The organism is Bacillus cereus group sp. BfR-BA-01309, assembly GCF_022664315.1.
GTDB classification, from domain to species: domain Bacteria; phylum Bacillota; class Bacilli; order Bacillales; family Bacillaceae_G; genus Bacillus_A; species Bacillus_A mobilis.
Genome location: NZ_JAKUHE010000002.1, coordinates 445377 through 472200, shown reverse-complemented (window position 1 = coordinate 472200; position 26824 = coordinate 445377). Strand labels below are relative to the sequence as shown.

Genomic DNA, 26824 nt, shown 5'->3' with positions numbered 1-26824 from the left:
GTAAGTTATGAGTCTTCTCGGTCGTTTAAACGATGATATGAAACAAGCGATGAAGAATAAACAAAAAGAAAAATTAACCGTTATTCGTATGGTTAAGGCTGCTTTACAAAATGAAGGTATTAAACTGCAACATACTCTTACTGAAGAAGAGGAATTAACAGTTTTAGCTCGTGAAGTAAAACAGTATAAGGACTCCCTCCTTGAATTTAAAAAAGCTGGTCGTGAAGACCTTGTTAATAAACTGCAAAGTGAAATTCAGATTTTAAGCGCATATTTGCCGGAGCAATTAACAGAAGAAGAACTAGCGAATGTAATTAAGCAAGTTATTTCTGAAGTTGGTGCGACTTCTAAAGCAGATATGGGTAAGGTGATGACTGCTGTTATGCCGAAAGTAAAAGGTAAAACAGACGGATCACTTGTGAATAAGTTGGTTATCCAACTATTAGCATAAAAAAACGTCTCATTTCGTATGAGACGTTTTTTTATGCTTTTTTTCAGTTTGGACGTGATATTACAAGCTCTTTTTTCATACATATGGGATGAGAGGGGGTCTTTTGAGATGAAAAAATTAGAACAAATGAAGAATTGGTTAACAAAGCAAATAGACCTGCCAGTGGATGTGCTAATGGATCTACCTCGGATCACGCTTGTTGGGCAAGTGCATATCTATATAGAAAATCATCGAGGTTTATTAGTGTTTTCAGATAAAGAAGTAAGATTGTTATTAAAGCACGGTCAATTATTAATTAAAGGGCAATCCTTTATTATTAAAACAATCCTTCCAGAAGAACTTTTACTTGAAGGAATAATTGAGCAAGTGACGTTTTTAGAAAACGAAAAAAAAGAGGAGTGAGGGAAACTTCCATATGTGAAGTTTTTCTTCGTTATTTTCGTGATTCGACCTTACTATTCATTTTATCTCGCTATTTATGGGTGGTAGAACTCTTTATTTCATTTTCGTACGAGCTATTTTGCTAATTAAAGCGAAAAAAGTAGTGTGTATACTTTTGGAAAGGTAGTGGAGATAGTAGATGAAAAATAAATGGTTTATAAAGTGGCTTGGATATGTAAAAGTACGAATTGAAGGTAGAGGAGCGGAACGGTTCGTTAACGAATGTGTGCGTAGAAAATTATTAGTTTGGGATGTTAAGAAGATTGCTGATGAAACGTTAGTTTTTTGTATGTTATTACGAGATGTGAAGAAAATAAAACCAATTTATAGAAAAAATGAATGTAAACTATATTTTATTGGACGTTACGGTTTTCCTTTTTTGAATAAGCGTTTAATTAAAAATAGTGGATTCTTAATTGGTTTTTTAATTTTCTTTTTTGGCATGATTGCATTATCTAATATGGTTTGGAAAATTGAAATTACAGGAGCGAAACCTGAAACAGAATATATATTGATGAAAGAATTGGACAAAATGGGTATTAAAAAAGGAAAATTACAATTCCAGATGCCTAATGTAGAAGATGTGCAGCGTCACTTGACAGACAATATTAATGCGATTACTTGGGCGGGACTAGAAATAAGAGGAACGACGTACCATTTTAAAATTGTTGAAAAAAACGAGCCGAAAAAAGAAAAGGAACAAAGGCCGCAAAATTTAGTAGCAAAAAAAGAAGCGATTGTGACAAAAACATTTGTTGAAGTAGGAAAACCAGTTGTCTTGAAAAATGACCATGTCGAAAAAGGACAGCTTCTCGTATCAGGGATATACGGTAATGAGGAGAGTCCGACGATTGTTTCAGCACAAGGTATTGTATATGGAGAAACGTGGTACACATCTGAGGTGAATGTGCCACTAAAGACGCAATTTCAAGTATATACTGGCAATGCATATAATGAGCATTACCTTACATTTGGGAGTACGAAAATAAAAATATGGGGATTTCAACATGATAAGTATAAACGCTCTCGTACGGAAAGTGTAAAACACGATGTGAAACTATTTGGTTTTACACTGCCAATCGCGTACGAAAAAGATATCGTGCGAGAAGAGGAAGAAGCGAATCGGGAATATACAGAAAAACAGGCAATGAAAGTAGCGAAAGAGATGGCTGAAAAAGAACTAAAGAAAAAATTGGATGAACATGCTATGATTGTAAGTGATAAGATTTTGAGTAAACAGGTTGAGGCGGATCAACTAAAAGTCACATTGCATTATACTGTGATCGAAAATATTGCAGAGCCACAACCAATATCCGAATCCGATATTCAAGGAGACTGAGTAATGGCAGAACAATTAGTAGAAATGAACCAACAATTGGAAAATACTAACGAAGCAATCGCTCTTTTTGGAGTCAATGATGCTCATTTGAAAGTAATTGAACGGGAACTGAATGTATCGATCGTAACTAGAGGTGAAACTGTTCATGCATCTGGAGCAGTTGAAACTGTGACACTCGTAGAAAAAATCTTACAGCAATTACTTGTTGTTATTCGAAAAGGTGTATCAATTACAGAAAGAGATGTTGCGTATGCAATTCAGCTCGCACAACAAGGGAAAATTGCTCAATTTGAAGAGTTATATGAAGAAGAAATCTTTAAAACGGCAAAAGGTAAATCCATTCGTGTAAAAACAATGGGGCAAAGAAGATATATTCATGCAATGAAGAAGAATGATGTTGTATTTGGGATAGGACCTGCTGGGACTGGGAAAACATACTTAGCTGTAGTAATGGCTGTAAGAGCTTTAAAGCAAGGGTATGTAAAGAAAATCATTTTAACGAGACCGGCTGTAGAAGCTGGAGAAAGTTTAGGGTTTTTACCAGGTGATTTGAAAGAGAAAGTAGATCCATATTTACGTCCATTGTATGATGCGTTGCACGATATTCTTGGACAAGAATATACACAGCGTATGATGGAGCGAGGTGTAATTGAAATCGCACCTCTAGCTTATATGAGAGGGCGTACACTCGATGATTCATTTGTTATTTTAGATGAAGCGCAAAATACAACGGGTGCACAAATAAAAATGTTTTTAACTAGATTAGGTTTTAGTTCTAAAATGGTTATTACGGGAGACCCTTCACAAGTAGACTTACCAAAAGGGGTAAAATCAGGGCTTTCGCTAGCTTCTAACATTTTATCTGGTGTATCAGGTCTTTCGTTCATTACATTAGAACAAACGGACGTTGTGAGGCATCCGCTGGTGCAACGTATTATTGAGGCATATGATAAAATGGAATGATCCTATTTGTCAGGATCATTTCTTTTTGTATTAAGGTTGGCGAACGGCATATTTTTTACTATCATAAAAGATAAGAGAAATAAACTATAGGTACTGGTGTATCAAAGTGTTCTCTAAAAGTATCGTTGGCTAGAAGAAATGAAAGCTATAAATAGTTTCACTTTATTTCTGGAGAGGAGAAGGTATTGAAATCATGTTAAGAGCTCAAGAAATTTCTAAGTGGTTTCGTAATTTACAACATTCGAAAAAACTAAGTTGGATTTCTTACGTTTTGTTAGGAGCAGTGCTGTTTTTTGCACTTATGAATAATGTAAAACCAGAGCAATTAGATGTTGATATGTATTCTATTGCGAAAAAAACAATTCATTCTCCTATTAAAATTGAAGATAAGGTTATAACGGACAGAAAAAAACAAGAGGCCGCTCAAAAAGTCGGGGATCAATATACATATAGAAGTGAATATAAACAAAATAGAGTAGATATTGTAAATGATGTTTTTGCTAAGGTAAATGAAGTAATTCAGGAGATGAAAGCTGCTGGACCTGAAGAGCAAAAAAAGATGACCGATGCAAATAAATTAGAAAAGTTGAAGAAGAAGTTACCATCTAATTTAACAAAAGAATTATCGGATGAGAATTTATTATACTTTATTAATGCAGAACCAGATCAATTAGAATTAGCAAAAAACGCGGCTTTAACGTCTGTTAGTGTTATTATGGGTGGAAATATTAAAATGTCCGAAGAAATAGCAGCAAAAGAGCGATTTGTTAATGAAATGAAAAGCCTCAATGTGAATAGCGGCTTGAAGGAAGCTGTGAATGCGCTAGGATCATATGCGATTACAGCGAATTATTTTTATGATCCAGCTGTCACGAAAGAGAAGAAGAAAGCAGAAGAGGACTTAGTTCCACCTGTTTATATCCTTCAAGGACAAGTTATTGTTAGAGAAGGTGAAACAATTTCAAGTGATATGTATAATCAGTTGAAATTAGTCGGTTTATTAGAGAAAGGTAATAGTTTTCAGCCTTATGTTGGATTAGCAGTGCTCATTGGTGTGTTACTGTACTTTATGCATAAGCAGTTTGAAGTATTTTTACAGCGAAAAAGAGAAGACAGGCCGTACATTTTAGCGTATATTACAATTTTGTCTATCACGATTGTTTTAATGAAAATTATTAGTTTGTTTCAAAAGCTTGAATATGCAGGAATTGCGTATGTTGTCCCAGTTGCGATGGGAACAATACTTGTAAAACTAATGATTGGCGATCGATTTGTATTCTTAACAAGTATGATTTTTTCTGTGTGCGGAAGTATTATGTTTAATGAAGGAGTAACAAGTACACTGAATTATAGTGTAGGTATTTATGTGCTATTAAGTTCATTATCAGTAAGCATTTTCTTAAGAGAAAAAAATCGTCGTACGATGATTTTGCAAGCTGGTATACTCGTTTCTATCTTAAATGTAGTCGTCTTAGCGGCGTTATTATTATTACGTAATGGGAATTTTTCACCTCTTGAAATTGGAACGCAATTATTGATGGCTTCCGTTTCAGGTATTATCTCATCCGTTTTAGCGATGGGAATATTACCATATTTAGAGAGTGGACTTGGAATTGTATCAAGCATGAAGCTTATGGAACTATCAAGTCCGAATCATCCGCTCTTGCGTAGAATTTTGTTAGAAGCGCCAGGAACATACCACCACAGTGTAATGGTAGCGAATCTTTCTGAGGCAGCATGTGAAGCGGTCGGAGCAAATGGTGTATTAGCACGTGTAGGGGCGTATTATCATGATGTAGGAAAAACAGTACAACCGCAATTCTTTATTGAAAACCAGATGGGAATTGAAAATCCACATGATAAATTAGATCCTGTGACGAGTAAAGATATTATCATTGCTCACGTAACAGATGGAGTCAGAATGCTCGAAGAATACCATATTCCGCAAGAAATTATCGATATTGCTGGACAACACCATGGTACAACATTACTTAAATATTTTTATTATAAGGCGATTAAAGAAGATAAAGAAAAATATACAGAAGAGATGTTCCGCTATCCGGGATCAAAAGCAACTTCTAAAGAGTCGGCAATTGTTGGTATTGCTGATAGTGTTGAGGCGGCGGTACGTTCTATGAATCACCCAACGCCAGATCAAATAAATAATTTAGTACAAAGTATTATTAAAGATCGCCTGCAAGATGGGCAATTTAGTGAATGTGATTTGACGTTTAAGGAACTACAAATCGTTGGAAAAACGTTATGTGAAACGTTAAATGGTATTTTCCATTCGCGTATTACATATCCGGAACTACCGGAAGAGAAGGAGAAAGAATGAGTTTATTAATTGATTTCATTGATGAAACAGAAGAAGTGAAAGAAGAATATGTGAATTTAATTCGTGAGATATTAGAAAAAGCAGCTCAAATGGAAAAAATAGAGGATGGTGCGGAGTTATCAGTGACATTTGTAGATAATGAACGCATTCGCGAGATTAATCGTGATTACCGAGATAAGGATCAGCCTACGGATGTCATTTCCTTTGCTATGGAAGAAATGGGAGAAGGAGAGATGGAAATTGTAGGTGCAGAGATGCCTCGTATGTTAGGTGACCTTATTATTTCTATTCCGAGAGCGAAAGAACAAGCTGAAGAGTATGGACATTCTTTTGATCGTGAACTTGGCTTTTTAGCGTTACATGGCTTTTTACATTTACTTGGTTATGACCACATGACAGAAGAGGATGAAAAAGAAATGTTTGGAAGACAAAAAGAAATTTTAGAGGCATTTGGATTAGGTCGATGAAAAAAGGAAAACTTATAAATAGTTTTGGATATGCTATAGCAGGTATATTCTTTTGTCTTCGTCATGAACGAAATATGAAAATTCATTATTTAGCCGCAGTCATTGTTATATGCTGCGGCTTTTATTTCCATATTACGAAAGTAGAGTGGATGGTATTACTTATTGTAATAGGAATTGTAATGAGTTTAGAGATGGTAAATACGGCTGTGGAAAAAACAGTAGATTTAGCGACTACTGATATACATCCGTTTGCGAAAATTGCAAAGGATGTCGCAGCCGGAGCGGTTTTATTGTTTGCGATAATAGCCGTTATAATTGGTGCTATTATCTTTTTGCCGTATGTGGTATAGTTGCATTCCAAAGCTTTTATTAAGCTTTGGAAGTGCCGTAAAGGCCTTTAATCAGAGAGTGTATCTATTCACAGCTGTGGACAGGAAGGATGCGGGAATATGAATAGTAAACAATTAATTCAAGAAGCAATCGAAGCGCGTAAACAAGCGTACGTACCATATTCTAAATTTCAAGTAGGTGCCGCATTATTAACACAGGATGGAAAAGTATATCGTGGATGTAATGTTGAGAATGCATCATATGGCTTATGTAACTGTGCAGAAAGAACAGCTTTATTTAAGGCGGTTTCTGAAGGAGATAAAGAGTTTGTAGCTATCGCGATTGTGGCGGATACAAAGCGTCCGGTACCTCCTTGTGGAGCATGTCGCCAAGTTATGGTAGAATTATGTAAACAGGATACGAAAGTATACCTATCAAATTTACATGGTGACGTTCAAGAGACGACAGTCGGAGAATTGTTGCCAGGAGCATTTTTAGCGGAGGATTTACATGAATAGAAAAGGTTATAAATCAGGTTTTGTCTCTATTATTGGCAGACCGAATGTTGGGAAATCTACATTTTTAAATCGTATTATCGGCCAGAAAATTGCCATTATGAGTGACAAGCCACAAACAACTCGTAATAAAATTCAAGGCGTATATACAGAAAATGATTCACAAGTAATTTTCATTGATACACCAGGAATACATAAACCTAAACATAAATTAGGCGACTTCATGGTGAAGATGGCTCAAACGACATTAAAAGAAGTTGATATTGTTCTGTTTATGGTCAATGCAGTTGAAGGATTTGGCCGTGGTGAAGAATTTATCATTGAGAAATTAAAAGAAACGAAACAACCAGTATTTTTAGTAATTAATAAAATCGACCAACTTCATCCAGAGCAATTATTAGAGTTAATCGATCAATACCGCAAACTATATGAGTTTGCAGAGATTGTACCAATTTCTGCATTAGACGGTAATAATGTGGACGCTTTAATTGGAACAATTAAAAAGTATTTACCAGAAGGACCACAGTACTATCCAGATAATCAAGTAACGGATCATCCAGAGAGATTTATTATTTCAGAGCTTATTCGTGAGAAAGTACTACATTTAACACGTGAAGAAGTGCCGCATTCTGTGGCTGTTGTTATCGATGCAATTCAAAAACGCGAAGGCGGGGCAGTTTATATCAATGCAACGATTGTTGTGGAACGTCCATCGCAAAAAGGGATTATTATCGGGAAACAAGGGAAGATGTTAAAAGAAGTTGGTAAGCGAGCACGTTTTGATATTGAAGCATTACTTGGTTCTAAAGTATTTTTAGAAGTATGGGTAAAAGTGCAAAAAGATTGGCGTAATAAAATGTCTCAGCTTCGTGACCTTGGTTTCCGCGAAGACGAGTACTAAAATAGAGTAAAGCTGTAATCAGCGGATGTTTTGTTCATCCGCTGATTATTGGTTTTTATGAGTTTTGATAAATTAGGAAAAATTTTTCTCACATGAAAATGGACAAAATGGGTCAATTTAATAACAACAAAGGAAATTGGTTTATAGGCTACGCTTATTGAGAAAGGTGGATTCTTATGCTAGATTTTACCTGGAAGTTTTTCTCCAAAACAGGAAGCATTGAAACGTACTTGCTTTTGAAAGAAATGGAAAAAGACGTAAACGATGAGATGGATCAACATGAAGAGGAGCTAGCACATCTAGACTCTCCAATTTCTTGACCCGTTTTGTTCAAACCTTGGATGGTGACGAACATGTTTCAAAAAGTTGAGGGCATCGTTATCCGTACGACAGATTACGGAGAAACGAACAAGATTGTTACAATATTCTCAAGAGAATTGGGTAAGGTAAGTGCAATGGCAAGAGGAGCGAAAAAACCGAAAAGCCGGTTAGCATCTGTTTCGCAACTTATGACACATGGTAATTTTCTTATTCAAATGGGATCTGGACTTGGAACTTTACAACAAGGCGAGATTATTTCAACTATGAAAGAAATTCGCGAGGATATATTTTTAACTGCTTATGCATCATTTATTGTTGAGTTAACTGATAAAGCAACAGAAGATAAAAAACATAATCCATATTTATTTGAAATGTTATATCAAACGTTGCATTATATGTGTGAGGGTGTTGATTCAGAAGTATTATCATTAATTTATCAAACGAAAATGCTTCCGGTATTAGGGATGCGCCCGTATTTTGATACATGTGCGATTTGTCATCAAGAAACAGATTTTGTCGCCTTCTCTGTCCGGGAAGGCGGTTTTCTGTGCTCGCGTCATGCTGAACAAGACCAGTATCGTATACCAGTGGGGGAAGCTGTACATAAATTATTACGTCTTTTCTACCACTTCGATTTACATAGACTTGGGAATGTATCAGTGAAGGATAGCACAAAAAAACAAATGCGTTTAGTATTGAATACATATTATGATGAATATTGCGGGATTTATTTGAAATCAAGACGTTTCTTAGAACAACTTGATAAGTTTCAAATATAATTTGGGGCCGTATACGGTCCTTTTTACATCCTATCTTTTTCAAATAGCATATTTAGTATATAATATTTAAGAGATAGTATAACTTTTTTCGTTGTGCACTGAAGGTGGTGATTATCATAGAGCTGAATAAACGGCAAGAACATATCATTCAGATTGTAAAAGATCACGGTCCTATTACAGGGGAGTCAATTGCTGCGCAATTGGGATTAACACGTGCAACGCTAAGACCAGACTTAGCAATTTTAACGATGGCTGGTTATTTAGAAGCGCGTCCACGCGTAGGTTATTTTTATACGGGTAAAACTGGGGGGCAGCTATTATCTGAAGCTGTTAAGAAAATTAAAGTACAAGATTATCAATCTAGACCGGCTGTAATTGATAAAAATGTATCAGTATACGATGCGATTTGTACGATGTTTTTAGAGGACGTAGGTACATTATTCGTTGTAGATCAATCGACTCTATTAGTTGGCGTTGTATCTCGTAAAGATTTATTACGAGCTAGCCTAGGAAAGCAGGATTTAACCTCTCTTCCGGTTAATATTATCATGACAAGGATGCCAAACATTGCGATGTGTCGTAGAGAAGATTCTTTATATGATATTGCGATGGAATTAATAGAAAGACAGATTGATGCGATGCCAGTTGTAAAAGATACGAAACAAGGTTTAGAAGTGATTGGACGAATTACAAAAACAAATATTACACGTGCGTTTGTAAACTTAGTAAATAACGAATAAGTGTAATTTGTTTAAAGTGAGGTAATGTAATGGATAATAAAATCGTATATGTCGTATCTGACTCTGTTGGAGAAACGGCTGATTTGGTTGTTCGAGCAGCGATGGGGCAATTCCCATTCGCTCCTGATATTAGACGTGTACCGTATGTAGAAGATACAGGGACATTAAAAGAAGTGATTTCGATTGCTAAGAGCAATCAAGCGCTTATTTGTTTCACGTTAGTAAAGCCTGACATGCGCCAGTATTTAGTGACAGAGGCCGCGAAAGAAGGTGTAGAGGCATATGATATTATCGGGCCTCTTATCGATCAAATTGAAGAAATTACAGGGCAAGTACCAAGATATGAGCCGGGTGTTGTTCGTAGATTAGATGAAGAATACTTTAAAAAGATTGAAGCGATTGAGTTTGCTGTAAAGTATGATGATGGTAGAGACGCACGTGGTATTTTAAAAGCAGATATCGTGTTGATTGGGATTTCGCGAACATCAAAAACACCACTTTCTCAATATTTAGCTCATAACAAACGTTTGAAAGTTGCCAATGTACCGCTCGTACCAGAAGTAGATCCACCTGAAGAGTTATATCAAGTGGCTAAAGAAAAATGCTTCGGTTTGAAAATCACGCCAGATAAGTTGAACCATATTCGAAAAGAGCGATTGAAATCACTTGGATTAAGTGACGGTGCAACATATGCCAATATTAATCGTATTAAAGAAGAAATTGATCACTTTGAGAATGTAGTCGGTAAAATAGATTGTCAAGTAATTGATGTATCGAATAAAGCGATTGAAGAAACAGCTAACATTATTGTGAATGCAGTGCAAAACCAAAAATTGTTTTAGCACATTTACCAAAGGTGAATGTGCTTTTTTCGCTCATGAAAAAAGCAATGCCTGTTGATTTCGTAATAGATTATAGCGGAGTGGTTATACTTATATTCTTCTGTCTTTTTATTAGGCTAAAGGTAGGGTTTCGTTATCCTGAAATAGAAGATGAAAAAATAAAGGGATATGTAGCGCAGTTGAAGAAAATATATTATAATAAAAAATTGTGATAAAAACCTATATTTTACGTTTAGACTTTAATTTTTCAGAATAAACTAGGGATAGGATTTACGAAAAGACATGTAATTACGTTAAATCGACAAAATCTATACAAGAAAACGCACATTATGGAAGGATTCGCAGAAGGGATGTAGAATACAGAAATATGCAAAACATCAATATCGTATTAGTTGATGCAGATGCATATCCTGTGAATGCTGAAAATTGTGCAAGTTGGAACGAAAGTTCATGTCGAAATTTTGTTTGTCACATCGTATGCTCATCGTTTAAGGAAGTAGCAAGGGAAATTGGATCTATGTAGATGCTGAATAAGCTAAAGTTGATTTTTTATATGTATCAACATGCAAAAGAAACAGATCTCGTGATCACATAGGATATGGTGCTTGCTAGTCTTCTTGTAAAAAAAAGTGTATATGTATTGTCTCCAGGAGGTGCATTTGTAACAGGTGAGCAAATGGATACAATTTTATATAGTAGGTATGTATCTGCGAAATTACGCAGAAAAGGGCCTGCAAAATCGTTTGATAACGTGATCGACAACACTTTCTAATAAGTTTAGAAAAAATATTGTCGAATTATAAAGGAATTTTTTAATTTATATCGAATACAAAATACGACACGGAGATGGATTTATGGGGAACAGAATTCCCGAAGAAGTTGTTGAACAGATTCGGACGTCATCGGATATTGTAGAAGTGATTGGTGAATACGTTCAACTTAGAAAACAGGGACGTAACTATTTCGGCCTTTGTCCATTTCATGGTGAGAATTCTCCTTCATTCTCTGTTTCATCGGATAAGCAAATTTTTCATTGCTTCGGATGTGGAGAAGGTGGAAATGTATTTTCCTTTCTAATGAAAATGGAAGGATTGGCTTTTACCGAGGCTGTTCAAAAGCTAGGTGAAAGAAATGGAATTGCGGTTGCAGAGTATACATCAGGGCAAGGACAACAAGAAGACATATCTGATGACACTGTCATCATGCAACAGGCTCATGAGCTTTTGAAAAAGTATTATCATCATTTATTAGTAAATACAGAAGAAGGAAATGAAGCACTTTCGTATTTGTTAAAACGTGGTATTACGAAAGAGATGATTGAGAAGTTTGAAATTGGTTATGCGTCACCTGCTTGGGATGCAGCAACGAAAATTTTACAAAAAAGGGGCTTATCGCTGTCTAGTATGGAACAAGCTGGTCTTCTCATAAGAAGCGAGAAGGATGGTAGTCATTATGATCGCTTCCGTGGAAGGGTTATGTTTCCAATCTATACGTTACAAGGTAAAGTGATAGCGTTTAGTGGAAGGGCGCTAGGAGATGATACTCCGAAATATTTAAATAGCCCTGAAACACCGATTTTTCATAAAAGTAAATTGTTGTATAACTTCCACCAAGCGAGGCCGTTTATTAGAAAACGTGGGCAAGTGGCCCTTTTTGAAGGGTATGCCGACGTACTAGCTGCGGTAAAAAGTGGTGTGGAAGAAGCTGTTGCGACAATGGGAACAGCTTTAACTGAAGAACAAGCAAAACTTCTGCGACGTAACGTTGAAACTGTTGTTCTTTGCTATGATGGTGATAAAGCAGGGCGAGAAGCAACGATGAAAGCAGGGCAATTATTGCTAAAAGTCGGTTGCCAAGTGAAAGTTATATCCTTGCCAGATAAGCTTGACCCTGATGAATATGTGCAACAATATGGGACAACTGCTTTTGAAAATCTTGTGAAATCAAGTATAAGTTTTGTTGGTTTTAAAATAAATTATTTGCGTTTAGGGAAAAATTTGCAAGATGAGTCTGGCAAAGAAGAATATGTGAAAAGTGTTTTAAAAGAGTTATCGTTGCTACAGGATGCGATGCAGGCAGAATCATATTTGAAGTCATTATCGCAAGAATTTTCGTATTCAATGGAAACACTTTTGAATCAATTGCACCAATATCGCAAAGAACAAAAGGTACAGCAAAAACAAGTAAAGCAGGTTTCTAAGCCGTCTCAAATTGTTCAAACAAAACCGAAGTTAACAGGTTTTGAAAGGGCAGAAAGAGAAATTATTTACCATATGTTGCAAAGTCCAGAAGTGGCTGTTCGTATGGAATCCCATATAGAAGATTTTCACACAGAAGAACATAAAGGGATTTTATATGAACTATACGCATATTATGAAAAGGGAAATGAACCTTCAGTCGGAACATTTTTAAGTTGGCTCTCTGATGAGAAGTTGAAAAATATTATCACTGATATTTCGACGGATGAATTTATTAATCCAGAATACACAGAAGAAGTGTTACAAGGCCATTTGGATACGCTTAGACGTCATCAAGAAAAACTTGAGAAGACGGAAATCATCTTTAAGATAAAACAAATGGAAAAAACAGATCCTGTAGAGGCTGCTAAATATTATGTAGCATATTTACAAAATCAAAAAGCGAGAAAATAGCTTTTTTGATAAATTTTTAGTATAATGAATGTTTGTATCTCGCGTAAGGAGGGGAACAGATGGCTGACAAACCAGCTCGTTCTAAACAAATTGAAACTGAAATGACCCTTGAGCAAGTGAAAGAACAACTCACTGAGCTCGGAAAAAAACGTGGCGTTCTTACATATGAAGAGATTGCAGAACGCATGAATGGATTTGAAATTGAATCCGATCAAATGGATGAATACTATGAATATTTAGGTGAACAAGGGATTGACTTAGTCGGTGACAACGACAACGAAGAAGGTCCTAATAATCGCCAAATTTCAAAAACAGAAGAAGAATTTGACCTTAATGATTTAAGTGTACCACCTGGGGTTAAAATCAATGATCCTGTTCGTATGTATTTAAAAGAAATTGGTCGTGTAGATTTACTATCTGCAGAAGAAGAAATTCGACTTGCAACGCGTATTGAAGATGGCGATGAAGAAGCGAAACGTCGTCTTGCAGAAGCAAACTTACGTCTTGTAGTAAGTATTGCAAAGCGCTACGTGGGCCGTGGCATGCTTTTCTTAGACTTAATCCAAGAAGGGAATATGGGTCTAATTAAAGCGGTTGAAAAGTTCGATTATCGTAAAGGTTTCAAATTTAGTACGTATGCAACTTGGTGGATCCGCCAAGCGATTACACGTGCGATTGCAGACCAAGCACGAACAATTCGTATCCCAGTTCATATGGTTGAAACGATTAATAAGTTAATTCGTGTACAACGTCAATTATTACAAGATTTAGGACGCGAACCATCTCCTGAAGAGATTGGTGAAGAAATGGATCTTGCTCCAGAAAAAGTACGCGAAATCTTAAAAATTGCACAGGAGCCAGTTTCTCTTGAAACACCGATTGGTGAAGAAGATGACTCCCATTTAGGTGATTTCATTGAAGACCAAGAAGCAACATCGCCTGCGGACCATGCAGCGTATGAATTGCTAAAAGAACAATTAGAAGATGTGTTAGATACACTAACAGATCGTGAAGAAAATGTTCTACGTCTTCGTTTTGGTTTAGATGATGGACGAACTCGTACGCTTGAAGAAGTTGGGAAAGTATTCGGCGTAACGAGAGAACGTATCCGTCAAATTGAAGCAAAAGCACTTCGTAAATTAAGACATCCAAGCCGTAGTAAGCGTCTTAAGGATTTCTTAGAATAGGTTCTTTTTAAGTTTACTTCACCTTTGTGAAGTAAACTTTTTTATTTTGTTAACTTTTGTTAAACTTTAGCTATCAGCAACGATTACAATTTCTTGTAATTTATTTTACAGAATTGTCTTTTGATTTGCAAATGCTCATTTTTCGATTTTTCGATTAATTTTGTTTATTCTATACAAAGATATATGTAGAAAAGTGAAAAATATGATGAGAAACGTTAATAATTATCGAAATAATAAGCGATATAACAATAAAAAACAATAAACTGAATTTATGGAATATTTTTAACGATTAGTAGTTTACTCTTTTCTGATAGAGCGTTTTCAAGTACAATGGAAATGACTGAATCATCTAACTATTTAGGGGTATAGAGGGGGGAGAAGAGATATGAAACGTAATCCGCTGATTCCGTTCGCTCTTATTGCAGCATTAGGTATTATCGTTATGTTTGTATTTTCATTTCAGGGGCTAAATAAATCTAAAGAGTTAGCTGATGCAAAAAATGGTGGGAAGCCAGTGCAAACAGCATCGAAGCCAGAGGATATTGTGAAGCAAAGCTGTACGAGCTGCCACGGTGACCAGTTACAAGGGGCAGTAGGGCCTAATTTACAAAAGATTGGTGGGAAACTTTCAAAAGATGAAATTAAAGAAATTCTTTCGAAAGGAAAAGGAAATATGCCACCAAATATAGTTCCAGCTGATCAAGCGGCTAAAGTAGCTGATTGGTTGTCGAAGAAAAAATAAAGTTCCGTATGACAAGCCGTTTGCTTATGCAAAGGGCTTGTTTTTCTATATTTTCTAAAATACGATGAGTGATCGAGAAGTGAATTGTTGTTATGGGCTTGCAACAACTACTATAAATTCATTATCATGGAGACAGACTGACAAGAGAAGGAGTAATGGAAATACATGAATGAAGTAAAGCTTTCAAAACGATTAGAAGAAGTTGTGCGTGAAATACCAGTAGGATCTACAGTTGCTGATATTGGATCGGATCATGCGTATTTACCGTGTTATACAATTATAAATAATATTGCTACAAAAGCAGTTGCAGGAGAGGTTGTAGATGGACCATTTCGCTCTGCACAAGCAACTGTAGCTGAAAGTGGCTTACGAGATAAAGTGGATGTGCGTAAAGGGAATGGATTAGCTGTTATTGCGCCAGGAGAAGTAGATGTAATTACGGTTGCCGGAATGGGCGGAGCGTTAATTCGTGACATTTTAGAAAGTGGTAAAGAAAAGTTAGAAGGTGTAACGCGTTTAATTTTACAACCGAATATTGCAGCGCATCACATCCGTGAATGGTTTATTGAAAATGGATGGGAGCTTATCCATGAAAAAATCGTAAAAGAAGATGGGAAAATTTACGAGATCTTAGTAGGAGAGCGTGGAAACATTGCGATGCCTTACTCTGAAAATAAGCAAGCTGAATTGTTTATGGGTCCATTTTTAATAAAAGAAAAAGGTGAAGCTTTCGTTGAGAAATGGGAGGGGGAATTGAAAAACTTCCAAAATATTTTAAAACAGTTAGAACGTGCGGCTGATTCTGAAGAAACAAAAGCGAAGCGTGCGGAAGTAGAAGCGAAAATGAAAATGATAGGGGAGGTTTTATCATGAGTAAAATTCCAAACGGCCATGAAATTATTTCTTTATTTGAAAGTATGTATCCGAAGCATTTGGCAATGGAAGGAGATAAGATTGGCCTGCAGATTGGAGCGCTTAATAAACCTGTACAACACGTATTGATTGCGTTAGATGTAACGGAAGAAGTTGTGGAGGAAGCAATTCAATTAGGAGCGAATGTCATTATTGCGCATCATCCTTTAATTTTTAATCCGTTAAAAGCGATTCATACAGATAAAGCGTATGGAAGAATTATTGAAACGTGTATTAAAAATGATATTGCCATTTATGCAGCACATACAAATGTGGATGTCGCTAAGGGCGGGGTAAATGATTTACTTGCTGAGGCGTTAGGATTGCAAAATACAGAAGTTCTGGCACCGACATATGCAGAAGAAATGAAAAAGGTTGTTGTGTTTGTGCCAGTAACTCATGCAGAAGAAGTACGGAAAGTATTAGGAGACGCAGGTGCTGGTCATATCGGCAATTATAGCCACTGTACGTTTAGTAGCGAGGGTGCAGGTACGTTTGTACCTCAAGAGGGGACAAATCCTTATATCGGGGAAACTGGACAGTTAGAGCGCGTAGAAGAAGTGCGAATCGAAACGATTATTCCAGCTTCACTACAGCGAAAAGTGATTAAAGCAATGGTAACGGCACATCCATATGAAGAAGTAGCGTATGATGTGTATCCGCTTGATAACAAAGGCGAAACATTAGGGCTTGGGAAAATAGGATACTTACAAGAAGAAATGACACTTGGACAGTTTGCAGAACATGTAAAGAAATCATTAGATGTAAAGGGTGCACGAGTTGTTGGGAAATTAGATGATAAAGTGCGCAAAGTAGCTGTACTTGGTGGCGATGGTAATAAATACATCAATCAAGCTAAATTTAAGGGAGCGGATGTATATGTAACAGGTGACATGTATTATCATGTTGCTCATGATGCGATGATGCTCGGCTTAAATATAGTTGACCCAGGACATAACGTTGAAAAAGTAATGAAGCAAGGTGTGCAAAAGCAATTACAAGAAAAAGTGGATGCAAAGAAACTCAATGTACACATTCATGCTTCGCAATTACATACAGATCCATTTACATTTGTATAAGAAAAATAAAAACCGTTGCTCATATAGGCAACGGTTTTTATTATTGTTCTTTTTTCACTTTTACACGAGGTAATATTTTTTGTAACGGTACTTTTCGAACTCTCTCCCACGTAGCGGGATTCATTGGATCATATTGATCTAAGAAAGCGATAACTTCTTTCGTAATTGGAGTTGGAGTAGAAGCACCTGCTGTAACAGCTACGTTTTCTACACCTTGTAGCCACTCTAATTTAATCTCACTTACGTCTGCGACGCGGTATGCTTTCGTACCAGCGATTTCTTGTGATACTTGTGCTAAACGGTTTGAGTTGTTACTTTTCGGATCACCGACAACAATTGTTAAATCGGCAACATCAGCTTGTTTAGCGACCGCTTCTTGGCGAACTTGAGTTGCTAAACAAATTTCCTTATGGAATTCTGCTGTTGGGAATTTCTTCTGAATGTCCTCCATTAAATGCTGAACATCCCATTGGCTCATTGTCGTTTGATTCGTAACTAAAATCTTATCCGTTGGAATTTCTAATGTTTTTAAATCATCAGCTCTTTCAATAAGATGAACGATATCAGGTGCGATACCAACTGCGCCTTCTGGTTCTGGATGATTTTTTTTGCCGATATAAATGACATGGTAACCTTCAGCTTTCTTTGCTTCAATAAGGTCATGTGTTTTTGTAACATCTGGACAAGTGGCATCGATTGTCGTTAAACCTTTTTCTTTTGCACGTTGTTTAACTTCTGGAGAAACACCGTGTGCAGTGAAAATAACAGTACCAGATTCGATTTTATCTAAAATTTCTAATCGACTTGGACCGTCTAATGTAATGATGCCATCTTCTTCGAACGCATCTGTTACATGTTTGTTGTGAACAATCATACCTAAAATATAAATAGGTCTTGGTAATGATGTATCTAATGCGGCGTTACGTGCAATAACCATCGCGTCCACAACACCGTAGCAATAACCACGAGGGGAAATTTTAACAATTTTCATATGAGTAATCCTCTCCTTCTAAACAAGGGATACTTTTGTGCATAGTCTTTTACATTATAAAGGAGGAGTGGATAGAAAACAAAGGATTGTTACACATATAGTTTTGGTTTTGTTGCTATTTTTTGAACAGGCTCCTCTCGTAATTCTTTTTCTATGACTGGCTCAATCACTATTTTTTTTCTTTTTCTTTTTTTTTGTGGAGGAGGCGGAGTTGCTACCTCAACCTTTTCTGCTATGTCTTCAGCTTGATCTTCAGTTGGATCTTCTTCCGTACTTTTTCCAGAGGTGAGGATTTTAACAATGCTTGGTAAGTTACGCATAATAGGACCGTACTGTTCGACGACAGGGCTTACAGATTGAACGACTTGGGAGACTTTTTCAATATTGTTTATCATATTAGTTGGATTCGAAATTAAATTCGCAAAAAAACTGCCGATGCCGCTACTGGATGCTGCTGTAGTTGCTGCACCGCCGCGCGTTTCATTTGATTCATACATTTGAGGGGGAATCATTTGCTCTGGATGCCGCTGCATGTATGGTTGATATTGTTGTGAGTATTGCTGCGGGTATTGTTGTTGGTATTGGTATTGTTGTTGATATTGTGGCGGCGGTTGCTGGTGCATCATTGGCGGCGGTCCTTCCATTTGTCGATAAGGTGGAACCATTTGCATGAAAGGCTCGGTGGGATCATTTTTTTTAAAGAGTTTAGCAAGGAACCCTTTCTTTTTTTGTGCCATCGGTGGTAGTTGTGGAATTGGATATGGTGTATAAGGTTGCTGTCCTGGATTCGGATACATTTGCCTTGTGGGGGATTTTGGAAACATGTGAGAAATCCTCCTTTCTTCAGTTAGGTATATACACATACAATATGCAATAAGAGGGAAGAAGGTTAGTTTTTGAAGGAAAAACCTAAACTAAAGATGGATTTTACTTGTAGATTTCGATATAATGTAGACTTGACTGATTTGTGCGCGCAGTAGAAATTTAGAAAGAAGGTGTAACTTATGACACAACAAACTTTTACACAGTATGATTTTAAACCATTTTTAATAGATGCAGTTCGTGAACTACGCTTTACAGAGCCGACAGGAATTCAAAAGAAAATTTTCCCGGTTGTGAAAAAAGGTGTAAGTGTAATTGGACAATCCCAAACAGGTTCTGGGAAAACACATGCATACTTACTTCCTACATTGAACAGAATTAATGCAAGTCGTGAAGAAGTACAACTTGTTATTACAGCGCCTACTCGTGAGTTAGCACAACAAATTTACGAAGAAATCGTGAAATTAACAAAGTTTTGTGCGGAAGATCAAATGATTACAGCACGTTGTTTAATTGGTGGAACTGATAAACAACGATCAATTGAAAAGTTGAAAAAGCAACCTCATGTTGTAGTTGGAACACCAGGACGTATTAAAGATTTAGTAGAAGAGCAAGCGCTATTTGTTCATAAAGCAAATACGATTATTGTCGATGAAGCAGACTTAATGCTTGATATGGGATTCATTCATGATGTAGACAAAATTGCAGCACGCATGCCTAGAAACTTGCAAATGCTAGTTTTCTCTGCAACAATTCCTCAAAAACTAAAACCGTTTCTGAAGAAATATATGGAGAATCCAGAGCATATTCATATCAATCCAAAACAAGTTGCGGCTGGGAATATTGAACATTATTTAGTACCTTCTAAACATCGTAACAAAATCGATTTAGTGAACAAAATGTTGCTACAATTTAAACCATATTTAGCAGTTGTTTTCACGAATACGAAGAAGATGGCGGATCAGGTTGCTGACGGATTAATGGAACGTGGCTTAAAAGTTGGACGAATTCACGGAGATTTATCGCCGCGTGATCGTAAAAAAATGATGAAACAAATTCGTGACCTTGAATTCCAATATATTGTTGCAACTGATTTAGCAGCACGTGGTATTGATATTGAAGGAATTAGTCATGTTATTAACTACGAACTTCCATCGGACTTAGATTTCTTCGTTCACCGCGTTGGAAGAACAGCACGTGCAGGGCATTCAGGTATTGCAGTGACGATTTATGATCCAGCAAACGAAGAAGCGTTAGATAGTTTAGAAAAACAACGTCATATTGAATTCAAGCATGTAGATTTACGCGGAGATGAGTGGGCGGATTTAGGTGAACGTCGTCGTCGTAAGAGCCGTAAGAAACCAAATGATGAACTTGACGTTATGGCAACAAAAGTTATTAAAAAGCCGAAAAAAGTAAAACCAAACTATAAACGTAAACTTGCAACAGAACGTGACAAAGTGAAGAAAAAATATAGCAATAAAAAAAGATAAGGGGAGCCCCCTTATCTTTTTTTATCCCGCTTTAATGGGCAGTAAGACCCCCACCTCAAAATTCAGCGAAAGCAAAGAAGTTAGGTGGGGATCAACTGCCCATAAAAGTCCGATTGGTGAGGGCTGATTAAAGTTTCACTTTATCTGGCTATTTGCGGGATAATAATCAGTGGGGAATGGAAAAAACACTGATTAAAGTTTCGGTATAGCCAGTTACAATTTGCGTAGTGTTTTAGGAACAAACAATTCACTACATATTTCTACAAATTATGCTATCATTATATCTATTGTATATTGAAGAGGTGATTGTATGTTAAAGATTGGATCTCATGTTTCCATGAGTGGTAAGAAAATGTTATTAGCAGCAAGTGAAGAGGCTGTTTCATACGGTGCAACGACGTTTATGATTTATACAGGTGCGCCGCAAAATACACGAAGAAAACCAATTGAAGAATTGAATATAGAAGCAGGAAGAAAACATATGGAACTAAACGGTATTGAGGACATTATCGTACATGCGCCATATATTATTAATGTTGGGAATACGACGAAGCCAGAAACATTCCAATTAGGTGTAGACTTCCTTCGCATGGAAATTGAAAGAACATCGGCATTAGGTGTGGCGAAGCAAATCGTTCTTCACCCAGGTGCGCACGTTGGGGCAGGAGCGGATGCTGGTATTCAACAAATTATTAAAGGGCTTAATGAAGTGTTAACGCCAGAACAGACGGTTAACATTGCGTTAGAAACGATGGCAGGAAAAGGAACGGAATGCGGTCGTAGCTTTGAAGAAATTGCAAAGATTATTGATGGTGTAAAATATAATGAGAAATTATCAGTATGCTTTGATACGTGTCATACGCACGATGCAGGATATGATATTGTAAATGATTTTGACGGCGTATTAAACGAATTTGATAAAATTGTTGGTATTGATCGTTTGCAGGTACTTCATATTAATGATAGTAAAAATGTACGCGGCGCAGGAAAGGACCGTCATGAAAATATCGGCTTCGGTCATATCGGTTATAAAGCGTTACATCATATTGTGCATCATCCGCAGTTAATGCACGTACCAAAAATTCTTGAAACTCCATATGTAGGTGAAGATAAAAAAGATAAGAAGCCGCCATATAAATTAGAAATTGAAATGCTGAAAAATGGTACTTTTGATGAAGGAATTCTTGAGAAAATTAAAGCGCAATAAGGAGGGGATTTTCCCCTCCTTATTTTAGTAGTTGCTGAAATAAAGTATTTACTTGTTGGGCAGTAGCAGGGGAGGTTACTTTTGCTATTTGTTTTAAGAGCGCTAGCCGTTCGTCATTATCGTAAATGTTAATATTCTTTCCTTTCATAAGTAAAACAATTTGATCGGCTTGGGCAGTCGTAATAGAGACTTCATATTCTTTGCTATATTTCAATAACTCTTTTGTAGAAATATGATTTAATTTTTTATTTACGAGTTGTTTAATGAGGTTCATCGAGTTATCCTCCTTCACACGTTCTTCTATCGAAATATATGAGTACGTAGCTTGTACATATTCGTATAGAGTTTCTTTTTTCATGAGAAAAAGAAGCGTATGTTATAATATAAGGACAAAACTATAGAAAAAGAGTATAGGGAGGATTTATGGAGCAGAAGCAACATCGAAAAGAAAGTGTTATCCATCTTATTTATCGTTTAGTTATGATTATTTTTGGGGCGGCATGCGCAGCGGTAGCAATTGAACTATTTTTAATGCCAAATAAAATTATTGATGGTGGAATTATTGGTATTTCTCTTATATTAGATTATCTTACTCCTAATATTTGGTGGTTAAGTTTCTCTACTTTAGTCGTTATTCTCAATATCCCATTTATGTATTCAGGCTATAAGCAAATCGGAAAAACGTTCATGCTATCTTCGGCGTTCGGTATTGTAGCTTTAGCATTTATTGAATCAACGTTACATGCTGTTCCGCCATTTACAACAGAGCCAATTTTAGCAACAGTGTTTGGTGGTCTTATTTTAGGTCTTGGTGTAGGACTCGTTATTCGTCATGGTGGATCAATGGACGGAACAGAAATTATGGGTATTTTATTAACGAAGAAATTACCTTTCTCTGTTGGTGAATTTGTAATGTTTGTGAACTTATTTATTTTTGCATGGGCAGCATTTGTATTTGGTGTTGAACAAGCTATGTATTCTGTTATGGCGTACTATATTGCCTTCAAAACAATTGATACAGTCATTCAAGGTTTAGATGAAACGAAAGCCGTTTTAATTGTATCAGATCAATATGAAGAAGTATCAAATGCGATTTTGCATCGTCTTGGTCGTGGAACTACAAAGCTTGTAGCGAAAGGCGGTTACACAGATAAAGAAAAAGAAGTTATTTATGCAGTTGTAACGCGTCTGGAAGTGACAAAGTTAAAATCAATTGTGTATGAAATTGATGCGAATGCGTTTGTTACGATTATGAGTACGCAAGAGACAAATGGTGGTAAGTTTAAATCAGCTATTCACTAAAACATGTATCTTAAGGGCAAATAATCAGTGGGGGATGAAGAAAACCTCACTGATTAAAGTTTCACTTTATAGGAATATTTTTCGAAAGCAGAGAATTTTTCTCTGCTTTTTGTTATAATAGTAAGGTTTCTTGAAAAAAATGATATATTTTAGGCAGATTGGTTTACAACTATAATAAGCTGTACTATAATTCAAATAGATATAAATCGGAATCATTCTGAATTAAAATAGGTGAGATGCTATGAATAATATATTAGAAATAGAAGGATTGTCATTTCGATATGAAGATCGAAATGTGTTAGAAGATATTAATTTGCAAGTTCCGAAGGGAGCTTTTTTAGGTTTAGTTGGGCCAAATGGTTCTGGGAAATCAACTTTGCTAAAATGTTTATTAGGCGTTTTAAAGCCAAAACAGGGAAGTATTCGTTTGTTTGGTGTTGATAGTAAGAAGTTTAAAGAATGGAACAAAGTTGGTTATGTGTCGCAAAAAGCAAATAGCTTTAATTCTGGTTTTCCGGCAACTGTTTTTGAAGTTGTATCAATGGGACTCGTTTCGAAAAAAGGGCTGTTTCGCTTTTTTACGAAAAACGATAAGGAAAAGGTAGAAAAAGCGATTGCTGATGTAGGGATGAGTGAGTTTCAAGGGCGCAATATCGGAGAACTTTCTGGCGGACAACAACAGCGTATATTTATTGCTCGTGCGCTCGTTAGTGATCCTGAATTACTTATTTTGGACGAGCCTACTGTTGGAATCGATGTGAAGAATGTAGAAAGTTTTTATGAGATATTAGAGAATTTAAACAAAAGGTTAGGAATCACATTAATTCTCGTTACTCATGATATGGGAGCTGTTACGGAAAAGGTAACACATGTTGCATGCTTAAACCAACATCTACATTTCCATGGAAATGTAGAGAAGTTCCGAGAGTTAGAAGATGCGGAAATGTCCGTCTTATATGGACATCATGTTCATCGTTTAGAACACGAGCATGAGCATCACGGGAGGATATAATGATACAAGATTTTTTACAATATGACTTTTTACGTAACTCTTTATATGCAGGGATTTTAATAGGACTTGTTGCACCGCTTATCGGTGTGTTTGTGGTCATTCGCCGTATGTCGCTTATTGCCGATGCATTAAGTCACGTGACATTATCGGGTATTGCTGCAAGTTTACTACTAGAAAAAACAATTTTTACAGGAGGATTTTTAAATCCTTTATATATGGGAATGGTTTTTTCTATTGGTGGGGCGTTACTAATTGAAAAATTACGTACTGTATATAAACATTATCAAGAATTAGCAATTCCGATTATTCTTTCAGCAGGAATGGGGATTGGGGTTATTTTTATATCACTTGCAAATGGATTTAACACTGATTTATTTAGTTATTTATTTGGGAGTGTAAGTGCTGTAACAAGTACAGATTTAATCATTATTGGCATTGTAGCAATTGTTGTTATTGTAACGATTACTTTATTATACAAAGAGTTATTTTTACTATCGTTTGATGAGGAATACGCTGTATCAACTGGTTTGAGTGCAAAGTGGATTCACTTTATTTTCATTATATTGGTTGCTCTTGTCATTGCAGTATCAATGCGTGTAGTAGGGGTTCTTCTCGTATCATCATTAATGACTTTACCAGTTGCAGCAAGTATTCGTATTGCGAATGGATTTAAACAAACAATTTTCTTTTCCATTTTATTTGGTGAAATTGCAGTAATTGGTGGAATGTTTGCTTCATATCAACTTGATCTAGCACCAGGTGGTACAATTGTTATGATAGCAGTTCTTATTTTAATTGGTGCGATTTTATGGAAAAAGAAAAAAACTGCATAAAGTAGGGATAGATATGAATCTAACAGAAGCTTTACGCCTAATGAAAGATAAAGGATATAAACATACTGGGAAAAGGGAAGAAATGCTCAGGTTATTTGCAGCTCACAATCGTTATTTAACGGCGAAAGACGTTTTAGAGCATATGAAGGATGATTATCCAGGTCTTAGCTTTGATACGATTTATCGTAACTTAACGGTGTTTGCTGAAATTGGTGTTCTGGAACAAACCGAATTAAATGGTGAAAAACATTTTCGTTTTACATGTTCTATTATGGAGCATCATCATCATTTTATTTGCTTAGATTGCGGGGGAACGAAAGAGATTACTTCCTGCCCGATGGATTTTATGAATAAAGATTTTAACGGTTATGAAGTAACCGGTCATAAGTTTGAAATATACGGCCGTTGTCCAAAATGTGCAAAGTAAAAGCTCGTCAGTTATATAACTGACGAGCTTTTACGTAGAAAAGAAGGTTGCTCACAAATATTGTGGCAACCTTCTTTTTATTGTTCTTGTGTTTCTTTTTCTTTTTCTTTTTCTCGTTCAGCAGCCATTTCAGCAGCGATTACGTCGATTTCTTTTTTCAGTTCTTCTACCATGATTTCTTCTGGTACTTTACGAACAACTTGCCCTTTACGGAATAATAATCCTTCTCCGCGTGCACCGGCAATACCGATATCAGCTTCACGAGCTTCACCAGGACCGTTTACAGCGCAGCCAAGTACTGCAACTTTAATTGGTACTTTTAGTGTAGAGATGTATTCTTCTACCTCGTTAGCGATGCTAATTAAGTCAATTTCAATACGACCGCAAGTTGGACAAGAAATAAGTGTTGCAGCATTAGATGCAAGGCCGAATGACTTTAATAGTTCACGTGCAACTTTTACTTCTTCAACTGGGTCAGCACTTAATGAAATACGTAGTGTATTTCCGATGCCTTTATTTAAGATTGCTCCAAGACCAGCGGCACTTTTTACAGTTCCGGCAAATAATGTTCCAGATTCTGTAATACCTAAATGTAATGGATAATCAAAAGCACGTGCAGCTTTTTCGTATGCTTCAATTGCTAAATTAACATCAGAGGCTTTCATAGATACGATAATATCGTGGAAATCTAAGTCCTCTAAAATTTTAATGTGATGTAGGGCGCTCTCGACCATACCATCTGCAGTTGGGTATCCGTACTTTTCTAAAATGTGACGCTCTAATGAACCTGCGTTTACACCGATACGGATTGGAATACCGCGTTCTTTTGCTGCATTTACAACAGCTTCTACTTTATGGCGACGACCAATGTTACCTGGATTGATACGTACTTTATCAATGCCACCTTCAATTGCTTTTAAAGCAAGGCGATAATCAAAATGAATATCAGCAACAAGTGGAATGTTGATTTGTTTTTTAATATCAGCAATAGCATTTGCTGCGCGTTCGTCTGGAACAGCAACACGAACGACTTGACAGCCAGCTTCTTCTAAACGTTTAATTTCAGCAACTGTTGCTTCAACATCATGTGTTTTTGTTGTTGTCATACTTTGTATAATTAATTCATTATTACCGCCAATTGTTAAATTACCGACTTTAACTGGACGTGTTTTTGTACGATGAGTCATTTCATTCACGAATAGATCGCTCTCCTTATAAAAGAAGTTTCTTATTTAGTCCCTCATATCAATGATAGTATACGTGATACAGGGCTATAGAAACCGAAGTGCTCGGTTTCACTTTTACTATTGTATCAGCGCCTTTATGTAATTGACAAGGATTAAGTGATTGCTTATTGATATAACGGGAATTTATAAGACTTTCCAATTTGTATTTTTGTAGCAGATGTATTTTTATTTAATTGTTTAAAATCATCAATTACTTTTTCGATAGAAGGGATTTTCTTCTTATTAATCGCTTCTGTAATGGAAAGAACCGTATCACCTGTTTTGACTTCTATTGTTTTATAAGTGACATCTGTTTCTTTTTCTGTTTTGTTCTCTTTATTTTGTTTTGTATCTGTACTTTCTTGTTTTAACGTTTGGGCCGCATTTGTTTTTTTATATGAACTTAACATCGGTAAAGTGCCGATTTTTATATCGTAATAAAATATATAACCAAGAACAAGCACGAATAAGAATATACCTAATCTCTTCATATTCTTCACTCCTTTGCTAGGA

Annotated in this window: 31 protein-coding genes; 26 read left to right on the top strand and 5 right to left on the bottom strand. The window is 36.2% G+C overall.

Annotated features, from left to right (window positions below; all coding sequences use genetic code 11):
• The first annotated feature begins 7 nt into the window (after positions 1-7).
• The 20 genes from MR115_RS06105 (at position 8) to MR115_RS06010 (ending at position 16998) form a co-directional block, all read left to right on the top strand.
• Entirely contained in the window at positions 8-451 is a 444-nt protein-coding gene (locus MR115_RS06105) for a GatB/YqeY domain-containing protein (RefSeq protein ID WP_000054579.1), read from the top strand.
• Positions 452-559: 108 nt separating this feature from the next.
• On the top strand, positions 560-853 hold the full coding sequence (gene yqfC, locus MR115_RS06100; protein ID WP_000732264.1) for a sporulation protein YqfC: 294 nt from the start codon (positions 560-562) through the stop codon (positions 851-853).
• A 178-nt stretch (positions 854-1031) separates the two neighbouring features.
• Positions 1032-2231, top strand: coding sequence for a sporulation protein YqfD (gene yqfD, locus MR115_RS06095; RefSeq protein ID WP_097819255.1), 1200 nt, complete (start codon positions 1032-1034; stop codon positions 2229-2231).
• 3 nt (positions 2232-2234) lie between these two features.
• Positions 2235-3194 (top strand): PhoH family protein, encoded by a 960-nt coding sequence (locus MR115_RS06090; protein ID WP_061677308.1) that lies wholly within the window; start codon positions 2235-2237, stop codon positions 3192-3194.
• Between the two features lie 193 nt (positions 3195-3387).
• Complete coding sequence (locus MR115_RS06085) at positions 3388-5532, top strand: HD family phosphohydrolase (protein WP_000942638.1); 2145 nt, start codon at positions 3388-3390, stop codon at positions 5530-5532.
• On the top strand, positions 5529-5999 hold the full coding sequence (gene ybeY, locus MR115_RS06080) for an rRNA maturation RNase YbeY (RefSeq protein ID WP_000054689.1): 471 nt from the start codon (positions 5529-5531) through the stop codon (positions 5997-5999). The genes MR115_RS06085 and ybeY overlap by 4 nt, the downstream gene beginning before the upstream one ends.
• Positions 5996-6349: a diacylglycerol kinase family protein gene (locus tag MR115_RS06075; protein ID WP_000715483.1), complete on the top strand. Its 354-nt coding sequence runs from the start codon at positions 5996-5998 to the stop codon at positions 6347-6349. Before ybeY ends, MR115_RS06075 begins: the two co-directional genes overlap by 4 nt.
• A 99-nt stretch (positions 6350-6448) precedes the next feature.
• On the top strand, positions 6449-6847 hold the full coding sequence (locus MR115_RS06070) for a cytidine deaminase (protein ID WP_001086294.1): 399 nt from the start codon (positions 6449-6451) through the stop codon (positions 6845-6847).
• Positions 6840-7745: a GTPase Era gene (era, locus tag MR115_RS06065; protein WP_061677310.1), complete on the top strand. Its 906-nt coding sequence runs from the start codon at positions 6840-6842 to the stop codon at positions 7743-7745. The genes MR115_RS06070 and era overlap by 8 nt, the downstream gene beginning before the upstream one ends.
• Before the next feature lie 176 nt (positions 7746-7921).
• Positions 7922-8065, top strand: coding sequence for a YqzL family protein (locus MR115_RS06060; RefSeq protein WP_000883924.1), 144 nt, complete (start codon positions 7922-7924; stop codon positions 8063-8065).
• A 33-nt stretch (positions 8066-8098) separates the two neighbouring features.
• Positions 8099-8845, top strand: coding sequence for a DNA repair protein RecO (recO, locus tag MR115_RS06055; protein ID WP_000487012.1), 747 nt, complete (start codon positions 8099-8101; stop codon positions 8843-8845).
• A 107-nt stretch (positions 8846-8952) separates the two neighbouring features.
• Positions 8953-9585 (top strand): transcriptional regulator CcpN, encoded by a 633-nt coding sequence (locus tag MR115_RS06050; protein WP_000583755.1) that lies wholly within the window; start codon positions 8953-8955, stop codon positions 9583-9585.
• A gap of 29 nt (positions 9586-9614) precedes the next feature.
• Positions 9615-10427, top strand: coding sequence for a pyruvate, water dikinase regulatory protein (locus MR115_RS06045; RefSeq protein WP_000368939.1), 813 nt, complete (start codon positions 9615-9617; stop codon positions 10425-10427).
• 367 nt (positions 10428-10794) lie between these two features.
• Positions 10795-10950, top strand: coding sequence for a hypothetical protein (locus tag MR115_RS06040; protein WP_169833821.1), 156 nt, complete (start codon positions 10795-10797; stop codon positions 10948-10950).
• A gap of 117 nt (positions 10951-11067) precedes the next feature.
• Complete coding sequence (locus MR115_RS06035; protein ID WP_242240462.1) at positions 11068-11199, top strand: hypothetical protein; 132 nt, start codon at positions 11068-11070, stop codon at positions 11197-11199.
• Between the two features lie 82 nt (positions 11200-11281).
• The gene (gene dnaG, locus MR115_RS06030; protein ID WP_242240459.1) at positions 11282-13078 is read left to right on the top strand and encodes a DNA primase; all 1797 of its coding nucleotides are present in this window, start codon (positions 11282-11284) and stop codon (positions 13076-13078) included.
• 59 nt (positions 13079-13137) lie between these two features.
• Complete coding sequence (gene rpoD / locus MR115_RS06025; protein ID WP_000764063.1) at positions 13138-14265, top strand: RNA polymerase sigma factor RpoD; 1128 nt, start codon at positions 13138-13140, stop codon at positions 14263-14265.
• A 385-nt stretch (positions 14266-14650) separates the two neighbouring features.
• A complete protein-coding gene (gene cccA / locus MR115_RS06020; protein ID WP_242240457.1) occupies positions 14651-15007 on the top strand; it encodes a cytochrome c550 in 357 nt (118 codons plus the stop codon).
• 165 nt (positions 15008-15172) lie between these two features.
• On the top strand, positions 15173-15880 hold the full coding sequence (locus MR115_RS06015; RefSeq protein ID WP_242240455.1) for a tRNA (adenine(22)-N(1))-methyltransferase: 708 nt from the start codon (positions 15173-15175) through the stop codon (positions 15878-15880).
• The gene (locus MR115_RS06010) at positions 15877-16998 is read left to right on the top strand and encodes a Nif3-like dinuclear metal center hexameric protein (protein ID WP_242240453.1); all 1122 of its coding nucleotides are present in this window, start codon (positions 15877-15879) and stop codon (positions 16996-16998) included. The genes MR115_RS06015 and MR115_RS06010 overlap by 4 nt, the downstream gene beginning before the upstream one ends.
• Before the next feature lie 40 nt (positions 16999-17038).
• On the opposite strand, the gene MR115_RS06005 is transcribed toward MR115_RS06010, so the two are convergent.
• Together MR115_RS06005 and vrrA are read right to left on the bottom strand one after the other, a co-directional pair.
• A complete protein-coding gene (locus MR115_RS06005; protein ID WP_000706674.1) occupies positions 17039-17989 on the bottom strand; it encodes a 4-hydroxy-3-methylbut-2-enyl diphosphate reductase in 951 nt (316 codons plus the stop codon).
• 89 nt (positions 17990-18078) lie between these two features.
• The gene (gene vrrA, locus MR115_RS06000; protein ID WP_098324765.1) at positions 18079-18813 is read right to left on the bottom strand and encodes a VrrA/YqfQ family protein; all 735 of its coding nucleotides are present in this window, start codon (positions 18811-18813) and stop codon (positions 18079-18081) included.
• A gap of 180 nt (positions 18814-18993) precedes the next feature.
• On the opposite strand from vrrA, the gene MR115_RS05995 reads away from it, so the two are divergent.
• Complete coding sequence (locus MR115_RS05995) at positions 18994-20304, top strand: DEAD/DEAH box helicase (protein WP_061677320.1); 1311 nt, start codon at positions 18994-18996, stop codon at positions 20302-20304.
• A gap of 310 nt (positions 20305-20614) precedes the next feature.
• On the top strand, positions 20615-21511 hold the full coding sequence (locus tag MR115_RS05990; protein WP_061677322.1) for a deoxyribonuclease IV: 897 nt from the start codon (positions 20615-20617) through the stop codon (positions 21509-21511).
• 19 nt (positions 21512-21530) lie between these two features.
• Here MR115_RS05990 and MR115_RS05985 read toward each other — a convergent pair whose 3' ends face one another.
• Positions 21531-21785 carry a DUF2624 domain-containing protein gene (locus MR115_RS05985; protein WP_061677324.1) on the bottom strand — a complete coding sequence of 85 codons (255 nt, stop codon included), beginning with the start codon at positions 21783-21785 and terminating at the stop codon, positions 21531-21533.
• Positions 21786-21934: 149 nt separating this feature from the next.
• Between MR115_RS05985 and MR115_RS05980 the strand changes: the two genes are divergently transcribed.
• The 4 genes from MR115_RS05980 (at position 21935) to MR115_RS05965 (ending at position 25085) form a co-directional block, all read left to right on the top strand.
• Positions 21935-22813, top strand: coding sequence for a YitT family protein (locus tag MR115_RS05980; RefSeq protein ID WP_061677326.1), 879 nt, complete (start codon positions 21935-21937; stop codon positions 22811-22813).
• Positions 22814-23054: 241 nt separating this feature from the next.
• Positions 23055-23825, top strand: a complete 771-nt coding sequence (locus MR115_RS05975) for a metal ABC transporter ATP-binding protein (protein ID WP_242240451.1) — start codon at positions 23055-23057, stop codon at positions 23823-23825.
• Positions 23825-24658 carry a metal ABC transporter permease gene (locus MR115_RS05970; protein ID WP_097819263.1) on the top strand — a complete coding sequence of 278 codons (834 nt, stop codon included), beginning with the start codon at positions 23825-23827 and terminating at the stop codon, positions 24656-24658. The genes MR115_RS05975 and MR115_RS05970 overlap by 1 nt, the downstream gene beginning before the upstream one ends.
• Positions 24659-24671: 13 nt before the next feature.
• The gene (locus MR115_RS05965) at positions 24672-25085 is read left to right on the top strand and encodes a Fur family transcriptional regulator (protein WP_001054512.1); all 414 of its coding nucleotides are present in this window, start codon (positions 24672-24674) and stop codon (positions 25083-25085) included.
• Positions 25086-25162: 77 nt separating this feature from the next.
• Here the strand turns inward: MR115_RS05965 and ispG are convergent, their stop codons facing one another.
• Positions 25163-26272, bottom strand: a complete 1110-nt coding sequence (gene ispG, locus MR115_RS05960; protein WP_122950842.1) for a flavodoxin-dependent (E)-4-hydroxy-3-methylbut-2-enyl-diphosphate synthase — start codon at positions 26270-26272, stop codon at positions 25163-25165.
• Between the two features lie 164 nt (positions 26273-26436).
• A complete protein-coding gene (locus tag MR115_RS05955) occupies positions 26437-26802 on the bottom strand; it encodes a hypothetical protein (protein ID WP_097819264.1) in 366 nt (121 codons plus the stop codon).
• Between the last annotated feature and the right edge of the window lie 22 nt (positions 26803-26824).

Bases quoted from the DNA above. Each gene is read 5' to 3' on its own strand.
- MR115_RS05965 (WP_001054512.1), top strand. From the start codon at position 24,672: ATGAATCTAACAGAAGCTTTACGCCTAATGAAAGATAAAGGATATAAA.
- dnaG (WP_242240459.1), top strand. From the start codon at position 11,282: ATGGGGAACAGAATTCCCGAAGAAGTTGTTGAACAGATTCGGACGTCA.
- MR115_RS06060 (WP_000883924.1), top strand. From the start codon at position 7,922: ATGCTAGATTTTACCTGGAAGTTTTTCTCCAAAACAGGAAGCATTGAA.
- MR115_RS06105 (WP_000054579.1), top strand. From the start codon at position 8: ATGAGTCTTCTCGGTCGTTTAAACGATGATATGAAACAAGCGATGAAG.
- recO (WP_000487012.1), top strand. From the start codon at position 8,099: ATGTTTCAAAAAGTTGAGGGCATCGTTATCCGTACGACAGATTACGGA.
- MR115_RS06070 (WP_001086294.1), top strand. From the start codon at position 6,449: ATGAATAGTAAACAATTAATTCAAGAAGCAATCGAAGCGCGTAAACAA.
- ispG (WP_122950842.1), bottom strand. From the start codon at position 26,272: ATGACTCATCGTACAAAAACACGTCCAGTTAAAGTCGGTAATTTAACA.
- MR115_RS06005 (WP_000706674.1), bottom strand. From the start codon at position 17,989: ATGAAAATTGTTAAAATTTCCCCTCGTGGTTATTGCTACGGTGTTGTG.
- cccA (WP_242240457.1), top strand. From the start codon at position 14,651: ATGAAACGTAATCCGCTGATTCCGTTCGCTCTTATTGCAGCATTAGGT.
- vrrA (WP_098324765.1), bottom strand. From the start codon at position 18,813: ATGTTTCCAAAATCCCCCACAAGGCAAATGTATCCGAATCCAGGACAG.
- rpoD (WP_000764063.1), top strand. From the start codon at position 13,138: ATGGCTGACAAACCAGCTCGTTCTAAACAAATTGAAACTGAAATGACC.
- MR115_RS05990 (WP_061677322.1), top strand. From the start codon at position 20,615: ATGTTAAAGATTGGATCTCATGTTTCCATGAGTGGTAAGAAAATGTTA.
- yqfD (WP_097819255.1), top strand. From the start codon at position 1,032: ATGAAAAATAAATGGTTTATAAAGTGGCTTGGATATGTAAAAGTACGA.
- MR115_RS06075 (WP_000715483.1), top strand. From the start codon at position 5,996: ATGAAAAAAGGAAAACTTATAAATAGTTTTGGATATGCTATAGCAGGT.
- era (WP_061677310.1), top strand. From the start codon at position 6,840: ATGAATAGAAAAGGTTATAAATCAGGTTTTGTCTCTATTATTGGCAGA.
- MR115_RS05970 (WP_097819263.1), top strand. From the start codon at position 23,825: ATGATACAAGATTTTTTACAATATGACTTTTTACGTAACTCTTTATAT.
- MR115_RS06015 (WP_242240455.1), top strand. From the start codon at position 15,173: ATGAATGAAGTAAAGCTTTCAAAACGATTAGAAGAAGTTGTGCGTGAA.
- MR115_RS05955 (WP_097819264.1), bottom strand. From the start codon at position 26,802: ATGAAGAGATTAGGTATATTCTTATTCGTGCTTGTTCTTGGTTATATA.
- MR115_RS06010 (WP_242240453.1), top strand. From the start codon at position 15,877: ATGAGTAAAATTCCAAACGGCCATGAAATTATTTCTTTATTTGAAAGT.
- yqfC (WP_000732264.1), top strand. From the start codon at position 560: ATGAAAAAATTAGAACAAATGAAGAATTGGTTAACAAAGCAAATAGAC.
- MR115_RS05995 (WP_061677320.1), top strand. From the start codon at position 18,994: ATGACACAACAAACTTTTACACAGTATGATTTTAAACCATTTTTAATA.
- MR115_RS06040 (WP_169833821.1), top strand. From the start codon at position 10,795: ATGCAAAACATCAATATCGTATTAGTTGATGCAGATGCATATCCTGTG.
- MR115_RS05980 (WP_061677326.1), top strand. From the start codon at position 21,935: ATGGAGCAGAAGCAACATCGAAAAGAAAGTGTTATCCATCTTATTTAT.
- MR115_RS05975 (WP_242240451.1), top strand. From the start codon at position 23,055: ATGAATAATATATTAGAAATAGAAGGATTGTCATTTCGATATGAAGAT.
- MR115_RS06045 (WP_000368939.1), top strand. From the start codon at position 9,615: ATGGATAATAAAATCGTATATGTCGTATCTGACTCTGTTGGAGAAACG.
- MR115_RS06085 (WP_000942638.1), top strand. From the start codon at position 3,388: ATGTTAAGAGCTCAAGAAATTTCTAAGTGGTTTCGTAATTTACAACAT.
- MR115_RS05985 (WP_061677324.1), bottom strand. From the start codon at position 21,785: ATGAACCTCATTAAACAACTCGTAAATAAAAAATTAAATCATATTTCT.
- ybeY (WP_000054689.1), top strand. From the start codon at position 5,529: ATGAGTTTATTAATTGATTTCATTGATGAAACAGAAGAAGTGAAAGAA.
- MR115_RS06090 (WP_061677308.1), top strand. From the start codon at position 2,235: ATGGCAGAACAATTAGTAGAAATGAACCAACAATTGGAAAATACTAAC.